Raw genomic sequence first — 16,217 nt, 5'->3', positions numbered from 1 at the left:
TATGCATTTTGATTTATCCGTTATTTGGTTCGCGATCATCGTTTTTGCCACTTTGATGTACATCATCATGGACGGCTTCGATTTGGGTATTGGAATACTGATGCCCTTCATCAAGGATGAAAAACAAAAAGACGTCATGGTCAACAGTGTCGCGCCAGTTTGGGACGGTAACGAAACTTGGATTGTGCTTGGAGGCGCATCTCTATTTGGCGCTTTTCCGATGGCTTACGCGGTGATTATTGAAGCGCTAACCATCCCTTTAACGTTGATGTTGATTGCTTTGATCTTTCGTGGAGTCGCATTTGAGTTTCGCTTTAAAGCATTGGAAAGCCACTTAAAGTTCTGGGATCGCTCTTTTATGGTCGGATCGATTTTAACCACGTTTTTCCAAGGCATCGTTGTTGGCGCGGTAATTCAAGGCTTTGCGGTGGAAAACCGCGTCTTCGTAGGTAGCCAACTAGACTGGCTTACCCCTTTTCCCATCTTTTGCGGTTTGGGTTTAGTCGCAACGTACGCGCTGCTCGGTAGCACATGGCTCATCATGAAGACGGAAGGTGCACTGCAAAACACGATGTACCGCTTCACTAATAAAACACTACTGGCGATGATCTCCGCATTAGTCATTGTGAGCGCTTGGACTCCACTTGCTTACCCTACCATTGCGGAAAGATGGTTTTCTCTGCCGAATTTGTTCTACTTACTGCCCGTACCAGTCATTACTGGACTGGTATGTTTGAAGATTGCTGACTCCGTTAAAAAGCGTAAAGAGCGCAGCCCTTTCGTGATGGCGCTAGTGATCGTGATTCTCGGGTTCGCAGGGCTTGGCATCAGTATCTGGCCAAATATCATTCCTCCTAGCATATCAATATGGGAAGCAGCGGCTCCTGCAAGCAGTCAGCGCTTTATGCTCGTTGGAGCGGTGATCATCATCCCGATCATTCTGGCTTACACCTTTTGGAGTTATTATGTCTTCTCTGGAAAAGTGAAAGAAGACGAAGCGTACCATTAACGAGTTGATAAGGAGTGAGTATGAAAGTCAAAAATTGGTGCCGCCAATGGGCGTGGATGGTTGGAATTTGGGTCGTTAGCGTCGCTGCATTAGGGTTAGTGTCTATGTTATTTCGCGTCATGATGACCGCTGCAGGGTTAAAATCTTAGCGCGGCATTTTTAAGTCAATAAAAAATGGATGCCTCTAGATCTTGTGTAAGAGCTAGAGGCGTTGAACCTAATACTCAATCTTAATGAAAAAGCCAAGCGTTAAGAATCTACTCAAAACATTCTTTCATAAGTCTACATTGCCTGAAGTCGTTCATGCATGCTTACGAGATCAAAAGGTTCAAGCTTTTTCGCAATGCTCAGTAATGCTTCCTTTTTATCTTGCGGTAAACTTTGAAACTTCGACTCTAAACGTAAATCCACTTTGCTAAAAAGTAGCTTTCTAATTTGACTAGCTTTTGCCTTTGATAATTGCAATCCATCATTATCGGAGGTTTCAATTATCATGATAATTCTTGCTAAATCACTGAATTCATTATCAGAGCATAAATAAAGTGATTGTTTGTATAAATAGCCAACCGAAATTTCAAAATCAATATTAAGCGCTTGAATCTTATCGACAATGTTTTCACTCACATCATTTTGAGAAGAAGAGTTGATACAATCATCAAATCGCCTTTCAAATGTAACAAATCGATTATTGAGCTCGTCCAACATAGTCGTATCTTTTGCGAATGATTCTATAGGTAAAACCAATAAGAACATTGGCAGTAGGTATTTTTTCAGCGACCGACTATTCACAATCAAGTCCTTCTTCTAAAAAACTTTCATGCGGTGTTGGTGCAATTGTTGCTTTCAAATTCAAGTCCATTAAACTCGCCAAATGGCTTTCATTAAACTCTGATAGCTTTTGCAGCTTTAGGCTGGCTTCATTAAACTCTTGGTAGAACTTATCAGGTTGAGGTATCACGACTGTTTTTATGTTTGCTCGTGTTGCCGCAAGCATACCCGAATAAGAGTCTTCAAAGGCAATACAGTTACTTGAATCTACACCTAGTTTATTGATTGTTAAAAGGTAGACATTTGGCTCTGGCTTACCCTGCTCTACATCGTCTGACGATGATATCGCGTCAAAGTAACTGGCAATACCGAGTTTGTTCAAAATGATGGGAATGAGTTGATAAGGTGAATTAGTAGACAACCCTATCTTAAACCCTTTTTCCTTAAGCAATTTGAGTGTTTCTGTAACACCCTCTAATTCGCATCCTTTTTCAATTATTAATGCCTCCACTTTATCCACAACAGCATTCTCTACTTCCTCTAGGCTCTTTTCTTGCCAAGGATTACGTTCATACCAAAACCTTGTTACTTCACCTGTCGTCATCGTTGCAGTCTGCTTTGACAGCACTTCGGTCACTTGGACACCAACTGATGAAAACACCTGCTTTTCCGCTTCCTTCCACAAAGGTTCTGAATCAATCAGCAACCCGTCCATATCAAAGACCGCAGCGTATATCATTGGTACATCCTCAGTAAGTTCTATTCGTTGAGTAAGATTTGTCTATTCAACCAAAGCATAGCTTTGCATATAACGAGTGAGAGTATCACATTTGCCTGTGGCTATCAGAGCCAATTCGATGACTCATCTTTAAGCCTCAACATGACCGATGTGCATGGCTACTTTTAGCGCTTGTTTATTGAGATTAGATGCTTCCCAAGCAACAACAACACGACTAATGAGAGGGATATCATCAATCTCAGCGACTGTCGCGGAATCATCGAGATGTTCAGCCAGTGAGCGCGGAACGAGAGCAATACCTAACCCGGCCTGCGCCATGGCAATCGTCGTACGAAGTTGCGGTGCTGCGAACTGTGGTTCGAGCCTTACTCCTGCGTCGGCAAAAAGTGTGCTCATGCCATCAAACAATGCGGGTCCAGTCTCTCGTGGAAACAGTAAAATTTTATGGCCTCTCAACTGTTTCATCTGGATACAGGGATATTTTGCCAGTTCGTGGCCCGCCGGAATCACTGCGACAAACGGGTCGTTAAACAACACCTTGTGCTCAAAAGGCTCACTGGCGTAACAGGGTAGCCGCATGATTGCGAGATCAAGTTGTTTGCTTTTTAACTGAGTGGCAAGCTCTGGCATTGATAGTTCCGCCGTCTGTAAATGAACCCCATTCTCTTGAATACGCCCAATCCTCTCCAATACCTTAATGCAGGTTGATGTTGACGTCGCGAACCCAATTTTAACCTGCGTATTTTCACCACGAGCAATCTGACGAGCTTTTGCTTTAGCGCGTTCCACATCAGCAAGAATATTTACCGCATCCGTATAAAAGACTTGCCCTGCACGGGTCAGCTCTACTCCTCTAGACAAGCGCTTAAATAAGTCCACGCCAAGCTCGTGCTCTAGCTTTTTGATTTGTTGACTCAAAGGAGGTTGCGCAATCCCTAACTGTTCAGCTGCTCGGGTAAAGTGACGAGTCTCGGCGACCGAGACAAAATACTTCAGGTAGCGAAATTCCATATATTTTCCATATCAAAATAAATCTTTTTTATATTGGATTTAGCACCGTGTAGAAGTCAATCTAAATATACTCTTCATTGCATAACTGGTCTTACTCATGCGTGGATTTTATAACCCTCTATGTGCTTGTTCGCTTGAAGTAGCGAAAGAATTTTCTGAATACCATCACGTTACCGGAGATGGTGAGATTTATCAGACTTCGTTAATGAGTGCTTTGATCGCTGGAGTTTACGAAGGTTCAACAACCATAGAAGAACTGCTGAAACATGGGGATTTTGGTTTAGGTACGTTCAATGAATTGGATGGTGAGTTGATTGCTTTTGATAAGGAAGTTTTTCAACTCAAGTCGGATGGCTCCGCAAACCCGGCAGACCTGGCGCAAAAAACGCCCTTTGCTGTCATGACTTTTTTTAAACCTGATATCGAGCTGCCACTGACATCGCGCATGTCACGTCATGAAGTCCATAACCTCATAGACGACATGGTTCCAAGCGATAACCTATTTTGCGCAGTGCGCATTGATGGCGTTTTCGATTCAGTTCGTACTCGTACCGTACCTAAACAAACACGCCCTTATCGGCCAATGCTTGAAGTGGTCAAAGAACAACCAACATTCCGCTTCACGCATAAGCAAGGCGTGGTCGCCGGCTTTCGCAGTCCTAAATACACGACTGGCATTAATGTGCCCGGCTATCACGAACACTTTATTACCGATGACCGCCAAGGAGGTGGTCATATCCAGGATTACAGCATTTCGTCAGGGTTCCTCCAGATTGGCAAAGTCTCGCGGCTAGTGATTGATACCCCGGTATCGACAGACTTCCTCAACGCCAATTTGGCTCCGGAAGATATAAATACCGCCATAGAAAAGGCGGAAAAGTAACAAAGTCAGGCAAATAATAAGGACAACAAATGCAATCCAAACCTTCAAATAAAAATGGAGCTCAGTTGATCGCTCAACAGCTAGAGTCTCTCGGCATTAAGTACATTTTCGGTATTCCCGGTGCAAAAATCGATCGACTGTTCGATGCGATTGAAGACACTAACATCCAAATGATTCCGGTACGCCACGAAGCTAACGGCGCATTTATGGCGGGCGTTATGGGAAGACTAACCGGCAAAGCAGGCGTCACCATGGTTACGTCAGGCCCTGGCTGTGGAAATCTAGTTACGGGGGTGGCAACAGCAAACTCCGAAGGCGATCCGCTGATTGCTATCGGTGGTGCGGTGAAACGAACTGACCAGCAAAAACAAACACACCAGAGCATGGATACCGTCAGTATTTTTCGCTCTATAACTAAGTTCAGTGCTGAAGTGCAGCATGTGGACGCCGCAAGCGAGATCATGGCGAACGCATTTCGTATCGCAGAGTCAGGTCGTCCTGGGGCTTGCTTTTTGAGTCTCCCCCAAGATGTTTTATCCGAGCAAACCCAAACGGACATTATTGTCCCCTCGCCTTACACACAGCCTGGTTGCGCTGACATCGCAGCAATCGAAGATGCGGTCAGTCGAATCAGTAAAGCAAAGCGCTGTGTGGTTTTACTTGGCCTTCACGCGAGCCGCAGTCAAAACGCTGCTGCTATCGCCCGATTTCTTCAAAATACGCAGCTACCCGTTGTCGGCACTTACCAGGCCGCCGGCACGGTAGATATCAATTACTATCATCACTTTGCTGGGCGTGTCGGTTTATTTAACAACCAACCCGGCGATGTTTTACTGCGTGATGCCGATTTAATTCTCACCATCGGCTTTAGCCCAATAGAGTATGACCCTGAGCTTTGGAACAGCCACCGCAACCCAGTGATTCACCTCGATATTGAACCGGCAGAATACCAACTTAATTATCAACCTTGTGTTGAAATCGTCGGAAACATTGCGCAGTCATTAGACAAGATGGGCAGCTATATCTCTGAATATGCTCGCCTTTCCCCAACGGCACTTTCAGTACTGGAAGAGGTAGCACTGCAACGGCAAGTGATCAAGACCTATCCCAATGTCTATCACAAGCAAGGGTTTCATCCACTGGCGCTAATTAAAGCCATGCAATCTATCATCACACCAGATACCACGCTATGCCTTGATATGGGGAGCTTCCACATCTGGATCGCTCGTTACTTAAGCTGTTTTCGAGCTCGCCAAATGCTGGTGTCTAACGGCCAACAAACGATGGGCGTTGCACTGCCATGGGCCATTGGTGCCAGCCTACTAAAACCTGGTAGCAAAGTGGTATCGATATCAGGAGACGGCGGTTTTATGCAATCGAGCATGGAGTTAGAAACCGCGGTTAGACTGAACTGCAATATCGTCCATATTGTGTGGGTTGATAACGCCTACAACATGGTAGAAATGCAAGAGATCAACAAATATCAGCGCTGCTCTGGTGTGAAATTTGGACCAATTGATTTCAAGGCGTACGCCGAATCATTTGGCGCGAAAGGCTTCGCAGTGACTAGTCAACACGAATTGCTACCGACATTGAATAAAGCCATGGATGTTGAAGGAACAGCAGTGGTGGCTATCCCCGTAGATTACAGCGACAACGACAAACTGATGTTGCCGCGCACAGAGAAAAATCAAGATCCCGTTTTTGTAAGTTTCGAAGGAGAAATCGCATGAGAGGATTAAAAAATAAAGTCGCACTCGTGACTGGCTCTGCCAATGGCATTGGTTTGGCCATCGCAAAACGTTTGTATGAAGAAGGCGCAAACGTCGCTCTTGCCGATTGGAATGAAGAGCAATTGGCAAACGCCGTTGAGGGCTTTGATAAACAGCGTGTGTCGGCACATTCCATTGATGTTTCTGATCCAGACAAAGTCGCAGCACTGATTTCTGATGTTGTTACCCGTTTCGGTAAACTGGATATTTTAGTAAACAATGCAGGCGTACATGTCCCTGGTACCGTGATTGAAGGTAGTGTGGAAGACTGGAAGAAGATCTCTGGTGTAAACATTGACGGCGTCGTTTATTGCGCGAAGTTTGCGTTACCTGAACTCTTAAAAACGAAAGGTTGTATGGTAAATACCGCGTCCGTTTCCGGTTTGGGTGGTGACTGGGGTGCCGCATTCTATTGCGCGAGTAAAGGCGCAGTGGTGAACCTTACCCGAGCGATGGCATTGGACCATGGTGCGGATGGGGTAAGAATTAACGCCGTATGCCCAAGCTTAGTAAAAACCAACATGACGAACGGCTGGCCGCAGGACATCCGCGATAAATTCAATGAGCGCATTGCGCTTGGCCGAGCAGCCGAACCTGAAGAAATTGCGTCTGTCGTGACTTTCTTGGCAAGTGATGACGCATCTTTCATTAATGGCGCAAACCTACCTGTAGACGGCGGTGCCACCGCATCAGATGGTCAACCTAAAATAGTATAAGCATGAAATAGACAGATCAGTAAGAGACGTTCTACTACCTTTCGGATCGATGCTGATCTGTCGCTTTACGCTCTGAGCACATAACCCGTGCCAGCAATAAACTCAACCACTCAACCGCTGTTAGAGATATCTCAACAACTTAAAACCAGCAACGAGAAATTAATTTTTCACACAAACCGACAAACTATGTGAGCATTCCATCAGGCATAGAGTGAAGACTTATATATCAGCGATTCACAAAGAACCAGAAAGTTTCCGCGAATACTTCTTCAAAAAGATTAAAAGCGACTAACACTTCTGCCACACCATCCATTGCTCTCTGCCTTTAAAAACCTCAACACTGTTTGCCACCACTGAGGACTTCACAAGTTCAAACGTGGGCTCTAGAAAAGCTGCCAACTCCCCACTTCGCAAACAAAATGGAGGGAAGCGTGATAGGTAATTATCATCAATGACGAAAAAACCAATTAGAAAACCTCCGCTTGGCAATAATTTATCCACCATCGAAAAGTATTCTGACCACATATCTCTCGGTAGTGCTGCGAGAAAGGCCCGCTCGTAAATGACATCAAACGAGTGAGAAAAATCGGCATTAAATACATCACCCAATACGACTTTATCTTTGTAGTTACCTAACGTTGATTGCGCCATTTTTACCGCTTCTTGGCTGTAATCCATCGCGATCACGTCATGCCCATATTGAATAAAAGTGCTCAGTTCATAAGCGGCACCACACCCAGGAATAAACACTGACTGGCCTACATGAAGTGAATTGTCGAGATAATCCTTGAGTTCTTGAGGTGTCGATTGGGCATCCCAAGGCATAGTGCCTCGGATAAACAAATCATCCCAGAATTGTGTGTTAATCATTGGTGCCTGTTTCATTTACCCGCTCCCTGATTGCGGTAGTAAAAAATAAAGGGATACGCAGCGCAATGTGATATCCCTTTTCTAGCCTTTTGTCTGACGTTGTTAGTTTTTTATGACAACCACTTTCTACTGCACTTATGCCACCAATGAGTTAACTGCGAAGATCATTGATTAACGGCTGCTCCGCTTGGTTCGGTACAAACTGGACATTGCCTTTCAGTTTAGTGACAGACTGGAGTGTTGCTTGAATGTCCTCTGCTGATACATGCACATCATGACAACAGAAAGTAATGGCATCGTTGAAGCCATCGCGCTCAATTTTCAAGGAGCCTTTAATATCGTGGCGACGACAGACTTCTTGGATCTGATGCGGATAAACAAACAGCCCTTTTACTTTCACCGCGGAGTCTGCTCGTCCCATCCAGCCCTTAATTCGTGCATTCGTGCGTGAAGAATCAGAACTTGTCTCTAGATATGCCGATAAATCTCCCGTTGCGTAGCGAATCAGCGGGAACTTCTCATCAAGCGAGGTTACAACGACTTCACCGACTTCTCCCGGTTGTACAGGAACACCATCAGGATCAACGATTTCAACAATAATATCTTCGGCAATCACTAATCCTTGTTCACCAGACACTTGATAAGCAATCAAACCAAGCTCTGCACTTGCGTAGGCTTGAAAGACTGCAATGCCTTTTTCCTCAAACATCTGTTCCATGTCTGCTGTAACCGCTTCACCAGAGACCAGAGCTTTCTCAAAGCTAGGCAGCTCATTGTATTTCTCTTGGTACTTTTGTAGCAACGTCAGCAAATACGAAGGTGTGCCAGTGTAACCATTAGGTTGAAGCTGTTTAATTGCCTCTATTTGCGCTTCGGTATTGCCTACTCCAGCCGGAAATACCGCACAGCCACAAGCCCTTGCGCCACCATCCATAATAAATCCGCCAGGAGAGAAATGGTAAGAGAGCGTGTTATGCACTAAATCACCCGCACAGAACCCAGCAGCGTGAAACGCGCGCCCCATACGCCAGAAATCGGCCTCATCCGTTTGAGCCTCATACAACGGCCCAGGAGATTGGAATACGCGCGCCATTTGACCAATGGCAACGCTATTTAAGCCACCAAACGGCGGTTTAAGTTGCTGCTGATTAGGTACATTGAACTTACGTGTAATCGGGAACTGAGCAAGCCCTTCACGATTGTTTGCCAATGTAGGATCTAACTCAGAAAAATGCGCTGCGTAATGTTCGCTATTGGCTTTCGAATTCTCAATCAGTGCTGGCAAACGTTGAAACAGCGACTCTTCTCGCGCCTGTAGAGACAACGATTCTTTCGCATCAAATAGTTCGTTCATCCTTGCTCCTTACAACCAACGCTTACGACGTTTGTAAGATTTCAGATTCTTAAAGCTCTTGCGATCTTCATCGCCGCCGCCAAGGTAGAATTCTTTTACGTCTTCATTGTTTAGCAATTCGTGCTTGCTGCCATCTAGTACGATTTTGCCTGATTCCATGATGTAACCGTAATCGGCCGCTTGAAGAGCGAAGTTGGCATTCTGTTCAACCAAAAGCATGGTAATGCCTTGCTCTTTGTTGATCTTGTTAATAATGCTGAATACTTCTTTAACTAGCAGCGGAGAAAGCCCCATAGACGGTTCGTCCAACAAAATCATCTTCGGTCGAGCCATTAACGCTCGGCCAATCGCTAACATTTGTTGCTCACCGCCAGACAAATAGCCCGCCAGGCCAGTGCGCTCTTTGAGTCGCGGGAAATAGTCAAACACCATTTCGATGTCTTGTTCAACTTCGTTGTCAGTGCGTGTATAAGCGCCTAAGCGAAGATTTTCTATTACCGTCATATCTTCAACAATTCGGCGCCCTTCCATAACTTGGAAGATGCCCGAACGGACGATCTCTTCCGGGCTTTTGTTGTCTATACGCTCGCCCATGAAGTTGATTTCGCCGCGCGTCACTTCACCATCTTCGGTTTTCAATAAACCAGAAATGGCTTTCAACGTTGTGGATTTACCCGCACCGTTGGCGCCCAGTAAGGTCACAATCTGCCCTTTTGGAACTTCTAAACTCACACCGCGAAGTACTAGTATTACTTCGTCGTAGACGACTTCAATGTTGTTCACTGAAAGCAGTATTTCTGCCGGTTCGATATTCGTTGCTAATTCAGCCATCAAGCTACTCCTTGCTAGGGTGAGAGTGTTCTCTCACCCATCCTTATTTTCAGTAAGCTTTGTTATTAATAAGTCGTAGATTAGTAACCTAGCCAATCGTCACGACGTGACAATGTCACCTGAGATACTTTCTTAATATCAACTGCGCCGCCATCGTTGTTGCCCATAAAGACGTTCACGGTTGTTGTGCCTCGGTGATCTTCCGGTTTCCAGTTCGCAGGGACACAAACACCTTCTAAGCCTTGTGGTACCCAGTTGTCATGGACATACATGCCCTTCTTGATGTTTTCACCTGTGATACCACCGTTGTCTTTCGCCCACTCCATTGCTTCTTTCATATAGAACGCAGAACAAATACCGCGAATGTAATGGTGAGTTCTGAATTCGCCCGGCTCTGATTCAGACTGCTTAGAAATCTCACGAACCAGCTTCATGCCCTCATTATCATCTCCCCAAAACGCCGTCATACCCGGGAAAACGTAATCTTTAAGGCCATCGCCTGCTGCTTCAAGCACTGGCTTGTCGCCGCCCCAAATGTTTGCCATGTACTGGAACTCTGTCCCAACCGTGTTACAAGACTTCACTAGTGAGATAACCGAGCTACCGATATTAGCAATGTAACCATAGTTGGTGCCTGACTCTTTCAGCGACAAACATTGCGCTTTGAAGTCCCCTGGTTTTAGTGACACAACGACTGGGTTTTGCACATCAAAACCAAGCTCTTTAGCGTACTCTGCACACGCTTCTTTTGGCGCATTCGGGAATGGATGGTTATCGCCAATGTGCGTAAATTTCGGCGCACCTTGATTGCCCTTAGATTCCCAATCTTCTTTCGCCCACTTAACTAGCGCACGGCACGCATCTGAGTACGACGCACCATAAAAGAAATTATAAGGCGCTGGTTTCGCGGTTTTTGGGTTTTTGCCAGTTGGGTCAGTTAAGTGACCAGAGTAAGAAGCAGAGAACACCGGCACTTTGTCTTTGGTGACAAACGAAATAAGTGCTTCGGTATCCGCCGTACCCCAACCTTGCAGCGCAACCATGTCTTTACGCGCCACCCAACGTTTATAGTTAGAAATCGCCACTGGTACTTTGTACGCCATGTCTACTGTTTCAAATTCGAGCTCGGTACCGTTAATGCCACCGTTTTGGTTAATCCAACGCAATGCGTCTCGCACGCCAGAACCATAAGGCTTGCTCACATAGGCAGTTGGTCCAGAAAAGTCGACTAATTGCCCGACAAACACAGAATCTTTTGCCCAAGTTGTGGTAGTAAACAGTGCAGATGACAGCACCAACGTTGTCGCTAAATGTCCTTTGTTCATAACTCGTTGTCCTTGTTATTGAGGTATATTCCACTTAATTCCACGTTAATATGAGAACGGATAGTGTTTCCAATATGCTCGAATCTGTTGCCAGCGATGCGATAATCCTTGAGGTTCGAAAATGAGGAACAGCATGATGACTAAACCAATCGCCATTTCTTTGAAGTAAGCCAGACCATCAGTGAAAGCGGTGGTATCACCAAACGCTGAAAGCCCCGTTACGCCAAACTCTAAAACTTCAGGCAGCAGTACGATAAATATCGTCCCCATCAGCGTACCTTTGACTGAGCCTAAGCCACCAATGATGATCATTGCCAAGAACTGGATAGACATCATGATGGTGAAGCCTTCTGCTGATACAAACCCTAGATAATGTCCGTAGAGTGCGCCCCCGATGCCAGCATAGAATGCACACACTCCAAATGAGAGCAGACGATACTTAGTTAGGTTGATGCCCATGATCTCTGCTGACAGATAGTGATCTCGTACTGAGACAAACGCGCGACCGTCACGAGAACGGATTAAGTTTGATGCCCACATATACATGAAGATCAGCGCAAACAGAGCGATATAGAAAAAGCTTTCGTCAGTCGTAAACTCAAAGCCAAACAAATTAATTGGGTTCGCGCTAGCACCGTATGAGCCGCCACTGAACCAATCTGCGCGAGCAAAGAAGTCCTCTAGAATAAACTGCGCCGCCAACGTTGCGATAGCTAGGTATAAACCTTTAATTCGAGCCGCTGGCAGACCAAACAGCATCCCCACAATCATGGTTAAGTAACCCGCGAGCGGAATCGCAAACACGACTGGAATGTTAAACTGGTTATTTAACCAAGCCGATGCAAAGGCGCCAAAGCCAAAGAACGCACCGTGACCTAGCGAGATTTGTCCGGTAAAACCAACCAGAATGTTTAAGCCCAATGCCGCGATACCGAGGTATGCAATCTGAATAAACAGGTTTAGGAAGTAAATATCCAAGACCAGCGGTGCTGCCAGCATGGCGATGACACCAGCAATCGCAAGGCTTCTGATGGTTTTGGTTTCAAAAATTGGCGTATCGCTTTTGTATGTGGTTCGAAAATCCCCACATGGGCGCATGCTAAGTTGAGCCATGTTATTTCTCCTTAAATACGCTCAATATCTTTGGTACCAAACAGGCCATATGGCTTGAAGGCAAGAATGATTAACAGCACATAGAATGGTGCGATGTTGTACAGGTTACCCACTTGCAGGTATTGGCTATCAAAAAACTCAGCCAAGTTTTCTAGCACCCCGATGGTGATACCACCGACAATTGCGCCGACTACCGAATCTAAGCCACCTAAAATAACGGCTGGGAAAACTTTGATACCAATAATGGATAGCGCGTCAGATACGCCGTTAACGATACCGATAACAATCCCTGCTGTTGCAGATACCATTGCCGAAATGGCCCAACTGATGGCGAACACTTTCTTGATGGAAATGCCAAGACTCTGGGCTACTTGCTGGTTAAATGCCGTTGCGCGCATTGCCAGACCCATTTTGCTGAATTTGAAGAACCAGTAAAACGCGCCCATGATGAGCATTGAGAAGATCAAACTCAGAATGTAAGCAAACTCAACATTCAAACCTCCGATATTCACCACGTTGGTTTCAAACACTTGCGGGTACGACACAGCAGAGACGCCAAATATCCACTTCATCAGCGCTTGGAAAAACATCGATAGACCGATGGTCACCATGATCACAGAAATAATCGGTTCACCAATCAACGGTCTGAGCACAATGGTTTGCACGGCGATACCAAAAATCATCATGAACGCGAGCGTGAGTAAAAAGCCAATAAAGAACGGTAACTGTAGGTGCACCAATGCCGCCCAACATACCCACGCGCCAATCAACAAGAACTCACCCTGAGCAAAATTGACCACCTGGGTCGATTTGTAAATCAATACAAAGCACATGGCGACAACGCCATACAACATGCCAACGATCACGCCATTAATGACGAGTTGCAGTAATAAATCCGTATTCACTATGCGATCCTCCGTTGTTCGCTATCCACTAGTGTTGGCTCATGCTCAATAAGCGTTTCAATAACTAGCGACGTTTGAATGCGTGTTTTAGTGCCATCTTGATAAGTGATCACTGTATCGACATCGACTTTTGGATCGTCGCTGTAGATGGTTTCGATGATGTCTCCGTATTTCTCTGCAACCACACCACGACGCACTTTACGCGTACGAGTTAACTCGCCATCGTCCGCATCCAGCTCTTTGTAAAGTAGAATGAATTTGCTGATCTTCTGTGCATCCGGTAGGGATTCGTTCACTTTTTGAACTTCTTCACGAATCGCTTGGTACACTTCTGGTTGAGCAGATAAGTTGGTGTAGTTGGTAAATGCCAAGCCGCGTTGCTCTGCCCACTTCGCGACGATCGCATAGCGAATACAGATGATGGCAGACAGCCAAGGTCGACCTTTACCTACCACCACGGCTTCTGCAATAAACGGCGAGAACTTGAGTTTGTTTTCAATGAACTGCGGAGAGTAGCGGTCGCCGTGGCTGGTTTCCGACATATCTTTCAGACGATCAATCACCACCAAGTGACCGGAATCTTTAAAATAGCCCGCATCGCCTGTGTGCATCCAACCATCTTGAACATCTTCATCATATGCTGCTTGGTTGTTTAAGTAGCCAGTAAACATGCCTGTACTTTTCGCGATGATTTCACCAACGCCATTGCTGTCTGGGTTGATGACTTTCACTTCTGCATTATCAAACGCAACGCCAACCGAATCATAGTCCACGTCATCGGCTTGGTGGACGGTGTACGCACCACACATTTCGGTTTGACCGTAAAGCTGCTTGAGTGGTACACCGATCGCTTGCAAGTAACGGAAAGTGTCAGGCCCCATCGCCGCGCCGCCCGTTGCAGCAGATGTTAGGTTCGAAAAGCCTAAACGGTCTCGCAAAGCACGCAAAAGAATCCATTCGGCGAGTTTAGAACGTTTGCCCTGCTCTAACGCTTTGTTGGCTAAGCTCATGCCCAGTTTGTACATCTTTTGCTTAAACGGTGTCGAATCCATCATTCGTGCAGACACGTCTGCCACAATGTTTTCCCACACTCGCGGCGCTAACAGCACAAAGTTTGGACCGATTTCACGCAAGTCGGACATCATGGTTTCTTGTTCTTCCACAAAGTTAACGATTTGACGAGAAATCAACGCCTGACCAACCACGTAAACCTGCTCCATAATCCAAGGCAAAGGCAGAACAGAAACGTAGTTGTCGCCTGGGGAACGAGGGTCTGCACGCAAGTAAGCCGCACAGTGATCCAAGAACGTGCCACTGTGTAGCTGAGCCAATTTTGGTTTAGAAGTCGTACCCGACGTTGTACAAAGAATTGAAAGATCGCTGCCTTTGGTTTCAACAACCATATTGAGATATTTGTCTGGGTCCGCTTTATCAATCAGCTGACCTTTTTTGTAGACCTGTTCAACATCAATCAATCTTGGATCATCGTATTTACGCATTCCACGAGGATCGCAGTAAATAATGTATTCAACGCTAGGAATTTCATCACCAAGCTCAAGCAGCTTGTCGCATTGCTCTTCATCTTCGGCAATCACGACTTTTGCTTTGGCATAGTTGATAAGGTACGCCACCTCTTCGTGCATAGAATCTTGATAGATGCCCAGCGAGAAACCTTTGATCGCATGTGCCGCTAACTCGCCCCATACCCATTCCGGGCGGTTATCACCTAGCAAACCAACGACATCTTGCTCACCAATACCCAAATCTCGTAGTGCCAGTGCCATCCACTTGACGCGGTTTTCATAATCTTTCCAAGTGAACTCTCGCCATATACCAAACTCCTTTTCACGCATTGCGACTTGTTCGGGCCAGTTCTTGGCATTGTGTTGCAACACTTTTGGAAAGGTATCTAAGCGGGTTATATCTGCCCAATCATTATGTTGCTGTGCCATTATGCACTCTCCTCTAATGTCGGTAACTCTTCGCCTAAGTACGCTTGTTTCACATGTGGGTTGGCCATCACTTCTTCAGGCTCACCCGTAGCAATGTGTTTACCGAAATCCAAAACCAAAACGCGATTAGAGATGTCCATGACCACGCCCATGTCGTGCTCAATCATGATGATCGTGATATCTAATTCTTCATTCAGATCCATGATGTAACGTGCCATGTCTTCCTTTTCTTCCAAGTTCATACCTGCCATTGGTTCATCAAGCAGCAGTAACTTAGGTTTTAAGGCAATGGCACGAGCAAGCTCTACACGCTTACGTAAGCCGTAAGATAGCGTGCCTGCAGTCGCTTTTCGGATGTGCTGGATTTCTAGAAAATCGATCACGTCTTCCACATATTTGCGGTGCGCCATCTCTTCTTTCTGCGCATTGGAGAACCAATAGAGTGGCCCCGTGACGAAGTTATTTTTCAGTAGGTGGTGTCGGCCAACCATGATGTTGTCCAGTACCGACATATGAGAAAAGAGCGCTAAGTTTTGGAAGGTTCTTCCCAGCCCTAACTCAGCTCGTTGGCTTGGTGTACGTTTAGTTACGTCATCTCCAGCGAAGATTACAGAGCCTTTGTTTGGTGTGTATCGACCAGAGATGCAATTGAGCATTGAGGTTTTACCTGCACCGTTTGGACCAATGATTGAAAAAATTTCCTTTTCATTCACATGGAAGCTCACGTCAGTTAAAGCTTTCACCCCACCAAAAGCCAATGAAATATCGTTTACCTGCAACAGAGGCGATTCCGATACCATAGTTGATCTCCCTTTCGTTATTTAAGTGCGTTCCATTGAGCACTATTTGATCAAACCTAACTTTGATACTGGTAACCGCTTTTACACCTATGCATCAACTTTGTATTCAGTTTACGTAAACGTCAATTTAAAATCAGAATAGTGCCTGAAAGATTAAGTTGCAATCGAG

Annotated in this window: 16 protein-coding genes; 5 read left to right on the top strand and 11 right to left on the bottom strand. The window is 45.6% G+C overall.

Annotated features, from left to right (window positions below; translation table 11 throughout):
• The first annotated feature begins 1 nt into the window (after position 1).
• Both cydB and IJ23_RS24180 read left to right on the top strand, forming a co-directional pair.
• On the top strand, positions 2 to 1,009 hold the full coding sequence (gene cydB, locus IJ23_RS12720) for a cytochrome d ubiquinol oxidase subunit II (protein ID WP_033906439.1): 1,008 nt from the start codon (positions 2 to 4) through the stop codon (positions 1,007 to 1,009).
• A gap of 20 nt (positions 1,010 to 1,029) precedes the next feature.
• Positions 1,030 to 1,158 (top strand): DUF2474 domain-containing protein, encoded by a 129-nt coding sequence (locus tag IJ23_RS24180; protein ID WP_017447407.1) that lies wholly within the window; start codon positions 1,030 to 1,032, stop codon positions 1,156 to 1,158.
• Positions 1,159 to 1,291: 133 nt separating this feature from the next.
• On the opposite strand, the gene IJ23_RS12715 is transcribed toward IJ23_RS24180, so the two are convergent.
• From IJ23_RS12715 to IJ23_RS12705, 3 genes are all read right to left on the bottom strand, one after another.
• Positions 1,292 to 1,798: a hypothetical protein gene (locus IJ23_RS12715; protein WP_235213037.1), complete on the bottom strand. Its 507-nt coding sequence runs from the start codon at positions 1,796 to 1,798 to the stop codon at positions 1,292 to 1,294.
• Positions 1,791 to 2,516: a hexitol phosphatase HxpB gene (gene hxpB, locus IJ23_RS12710; RefSeq protein WP_033906436.1), complete on the bottom strand. Its 726-nt coding sequence runs from the start codon at positions 2,514 to 2,516 to the stop codon at positions 1,791 to 1,793. Before hxpB ends, IJ23_RS12715 begins: the two co-directional genes overlap by 8 nt.
• A 129-nt stretch (positions 2,517 to 2,645) precedes the next feature.
• Positions 2,646 to 3,527 carry a LysR family transcriptional regulator gene (locus IJ23_RS12705; RefSeq protein WP_033906435.1) on the bottom strand — a complete coding sequence of 294 codons (882 nt, stop codon included), beginning with the start codon at positions 3,525 to 3,527 and terminating at the stop codon, positions 2,646 to 2,648.
• A 97-nt stretch (positions 3,528 to 3,624) separates the two neighbouring features.
• Between IJ23_RS12705 and budA the strand changes: the two genes are divergently transcribed.
• Genes budA through IJ23_RS12690 form a run of 3 tightly spaced genes read left to right on the top strand, consistent with a single transcriptional unit; the run spans position 3,625 to position 6,898 of the window.
• Complete coding sequence (gene budA, locus IJ23_RS12700; protein WP_005382707.1) at positions 3,625 to 4,410, top strand: acetolactate decarboxylase; 786 nt, start codon at positions 3,625 to 3,627, stop codon at positions 4,408 to 4,410.
• A 29-nt stretch (positions 4,411 to 4,439) separates the two neighbouring features.
• The gene (gene alsS / locus IJ23_RS12695) at positions 4,440 to 6,143 is read left to right on the top strand and encodes an acetolactate synthase AlsS (protein WP_033906434.1); all 1,704 of its coding nucleotides are present in this window, start codon (positions 4,440 to 4,442) and stop codon (positions 6,141 to 6,143) included.
• Positions 6,140 to 6,898: an SDR family NAD(P)-dependent oxidoreductase gene (locus tag IJ23_RS12690; protein WP_033906433.1), complete on the top strand. Its 759-nt coding sequence runs from the start codon at positions 6,140 to 6,142 to the stop codon at positions 6,896 to 6,898. The genes alsS and IJ23_RS12690 overlap by 4 nt, the downstream gene beginning before the upstream one ends.
• Positions 6,899 to 7,186: 288 nt before the next feature.
• Here the strand turns inward: IJ23_RS12690 and IJ23_RS12685 are convergent, their stop codons facing one another.
• From IJ23_RS12685 to IJ23_RS12650, 8 genes are all read right to left on the bottom strand, one after another.
• Entirely contained in the window at positions 7,187 to 7,783 is a 597-nt protein-coding gene (locus tag IJ23_RS12685) for a methyltransferase domain-containing protein (RefSeq protein ID WP_033906432.1), read from the bottom strand.
• Between the two features lie 136 nt (positions 7,784 to 7,919).
• Positions 7,920 to 9,122, bottom strand: coding sequence for a phenylacetate--CoA ligase family protein (locus IJ23_RS12680; protein ID WP_033906431.1), 1,203 nt, complete (start codon positions 9,120 to 9,122; stop codon positions 7,920 to 7,922).
• A 9-nt stretch (positions 9,123 to 9,131) separates the two neighbouring features.
• A complete protein-coding gene (locus IJ23_RS12675; protein ID WP_005373283.1) occupies positions 9,132 to 9,953 on the bottom strand; it encodes an ABC transporter ATP-binding protein in 822 nt (273 codons plus the stop codon).
• An 80-nt stretch (positions 9,954 to 10,033) separates the two neighbouring features.
• Positions 10,034 to 11,278 carry an ABC transporter substrate-binding protein gene (locus IJ23_RS12670; RefSeq protein WP_033906430.1) on the bottom strand — a complete coding sequence of 415 codons (1,245 nt, stop codon included), beginning with the start codon at positions 11,276 to 11,278 and terminating at the stop codon, positions 10,034 to 10,036.
• Between the two features lie 45 nt (positions 11,279 to 11,323).
• Positions 11,324 to 12,391 carry a branched-chain amino acid ABC transporter permease gene (locus IJ23_RS12665; protein ID WP_005382737.1) on the bottom strand — a complete coding sequence of 356 codons (1,068 nt, stop codon included), beginning with the start codon at positions 12,389 to 12,391 and terminating at the stop codon, positions 11,324 to 11,326.
• A gap of 11 nt (positions 12,392 to 12,402) precedes the next feature.
• Positions 12,403 to 13,296 (bottom strand): branched-chain amino acid ABC transporter permease, encoded by an 894-nt coding sequence (locus tag IJ23_RS12660; protein WP_005373295.1) that lies wholly within the window; start codon positions 13,294 to 13,296, stop codon positions 12,403 to 12,405.
• Positions 13,296 to 15,248 (bottom strand): long-chain fatty acid--CoA ligase, encoded by a 1,953-nt coding sequence (locus tag IJ23_RS12655; RefSeq protein WP_005373296.1) that lies wholly within the window; start codon positions 15,246 to 15,248, stop codon positions 13,296 to 13,298. Before IJ23_RS12655 ends, IJ23_RS12660 begins: the two co-directional genes overlap by 1 nt.
• Positions 15,248 to 16,048: an ABC transporter ATP-binding protein gene (locus IJ23_RS12650; protein ID WP_005373297.1), complete on the bottom strand. Its 801-nt coding sequence runs from the start codon at positions 16,046 to 16,048 to the stop codon at positions 15,248 to 15,250. The genes IJ23_RS12655 and IJ23_RS12650 overlap by 1 nt, the downstream gene beginning before the upstream one ends.
• Positions 16,049 to 16,217: the final 169 nt, after the last annotated feature.

The organism is Vibrio sp. OY15, from assembly GCF_000742455.1.
Taxonomy (GTDB): domain Bacteria; phylum Pseudomonadota; class Gammaproteobacteria; order Enterobacterales; family Vibrionaceae; genus Vibrio; species Vibrio alginolyticus.
Note: the sequence above shows the minus strand (reverse complement) of the source record. Positions and strands in the feature narration are given on the sequence as shown.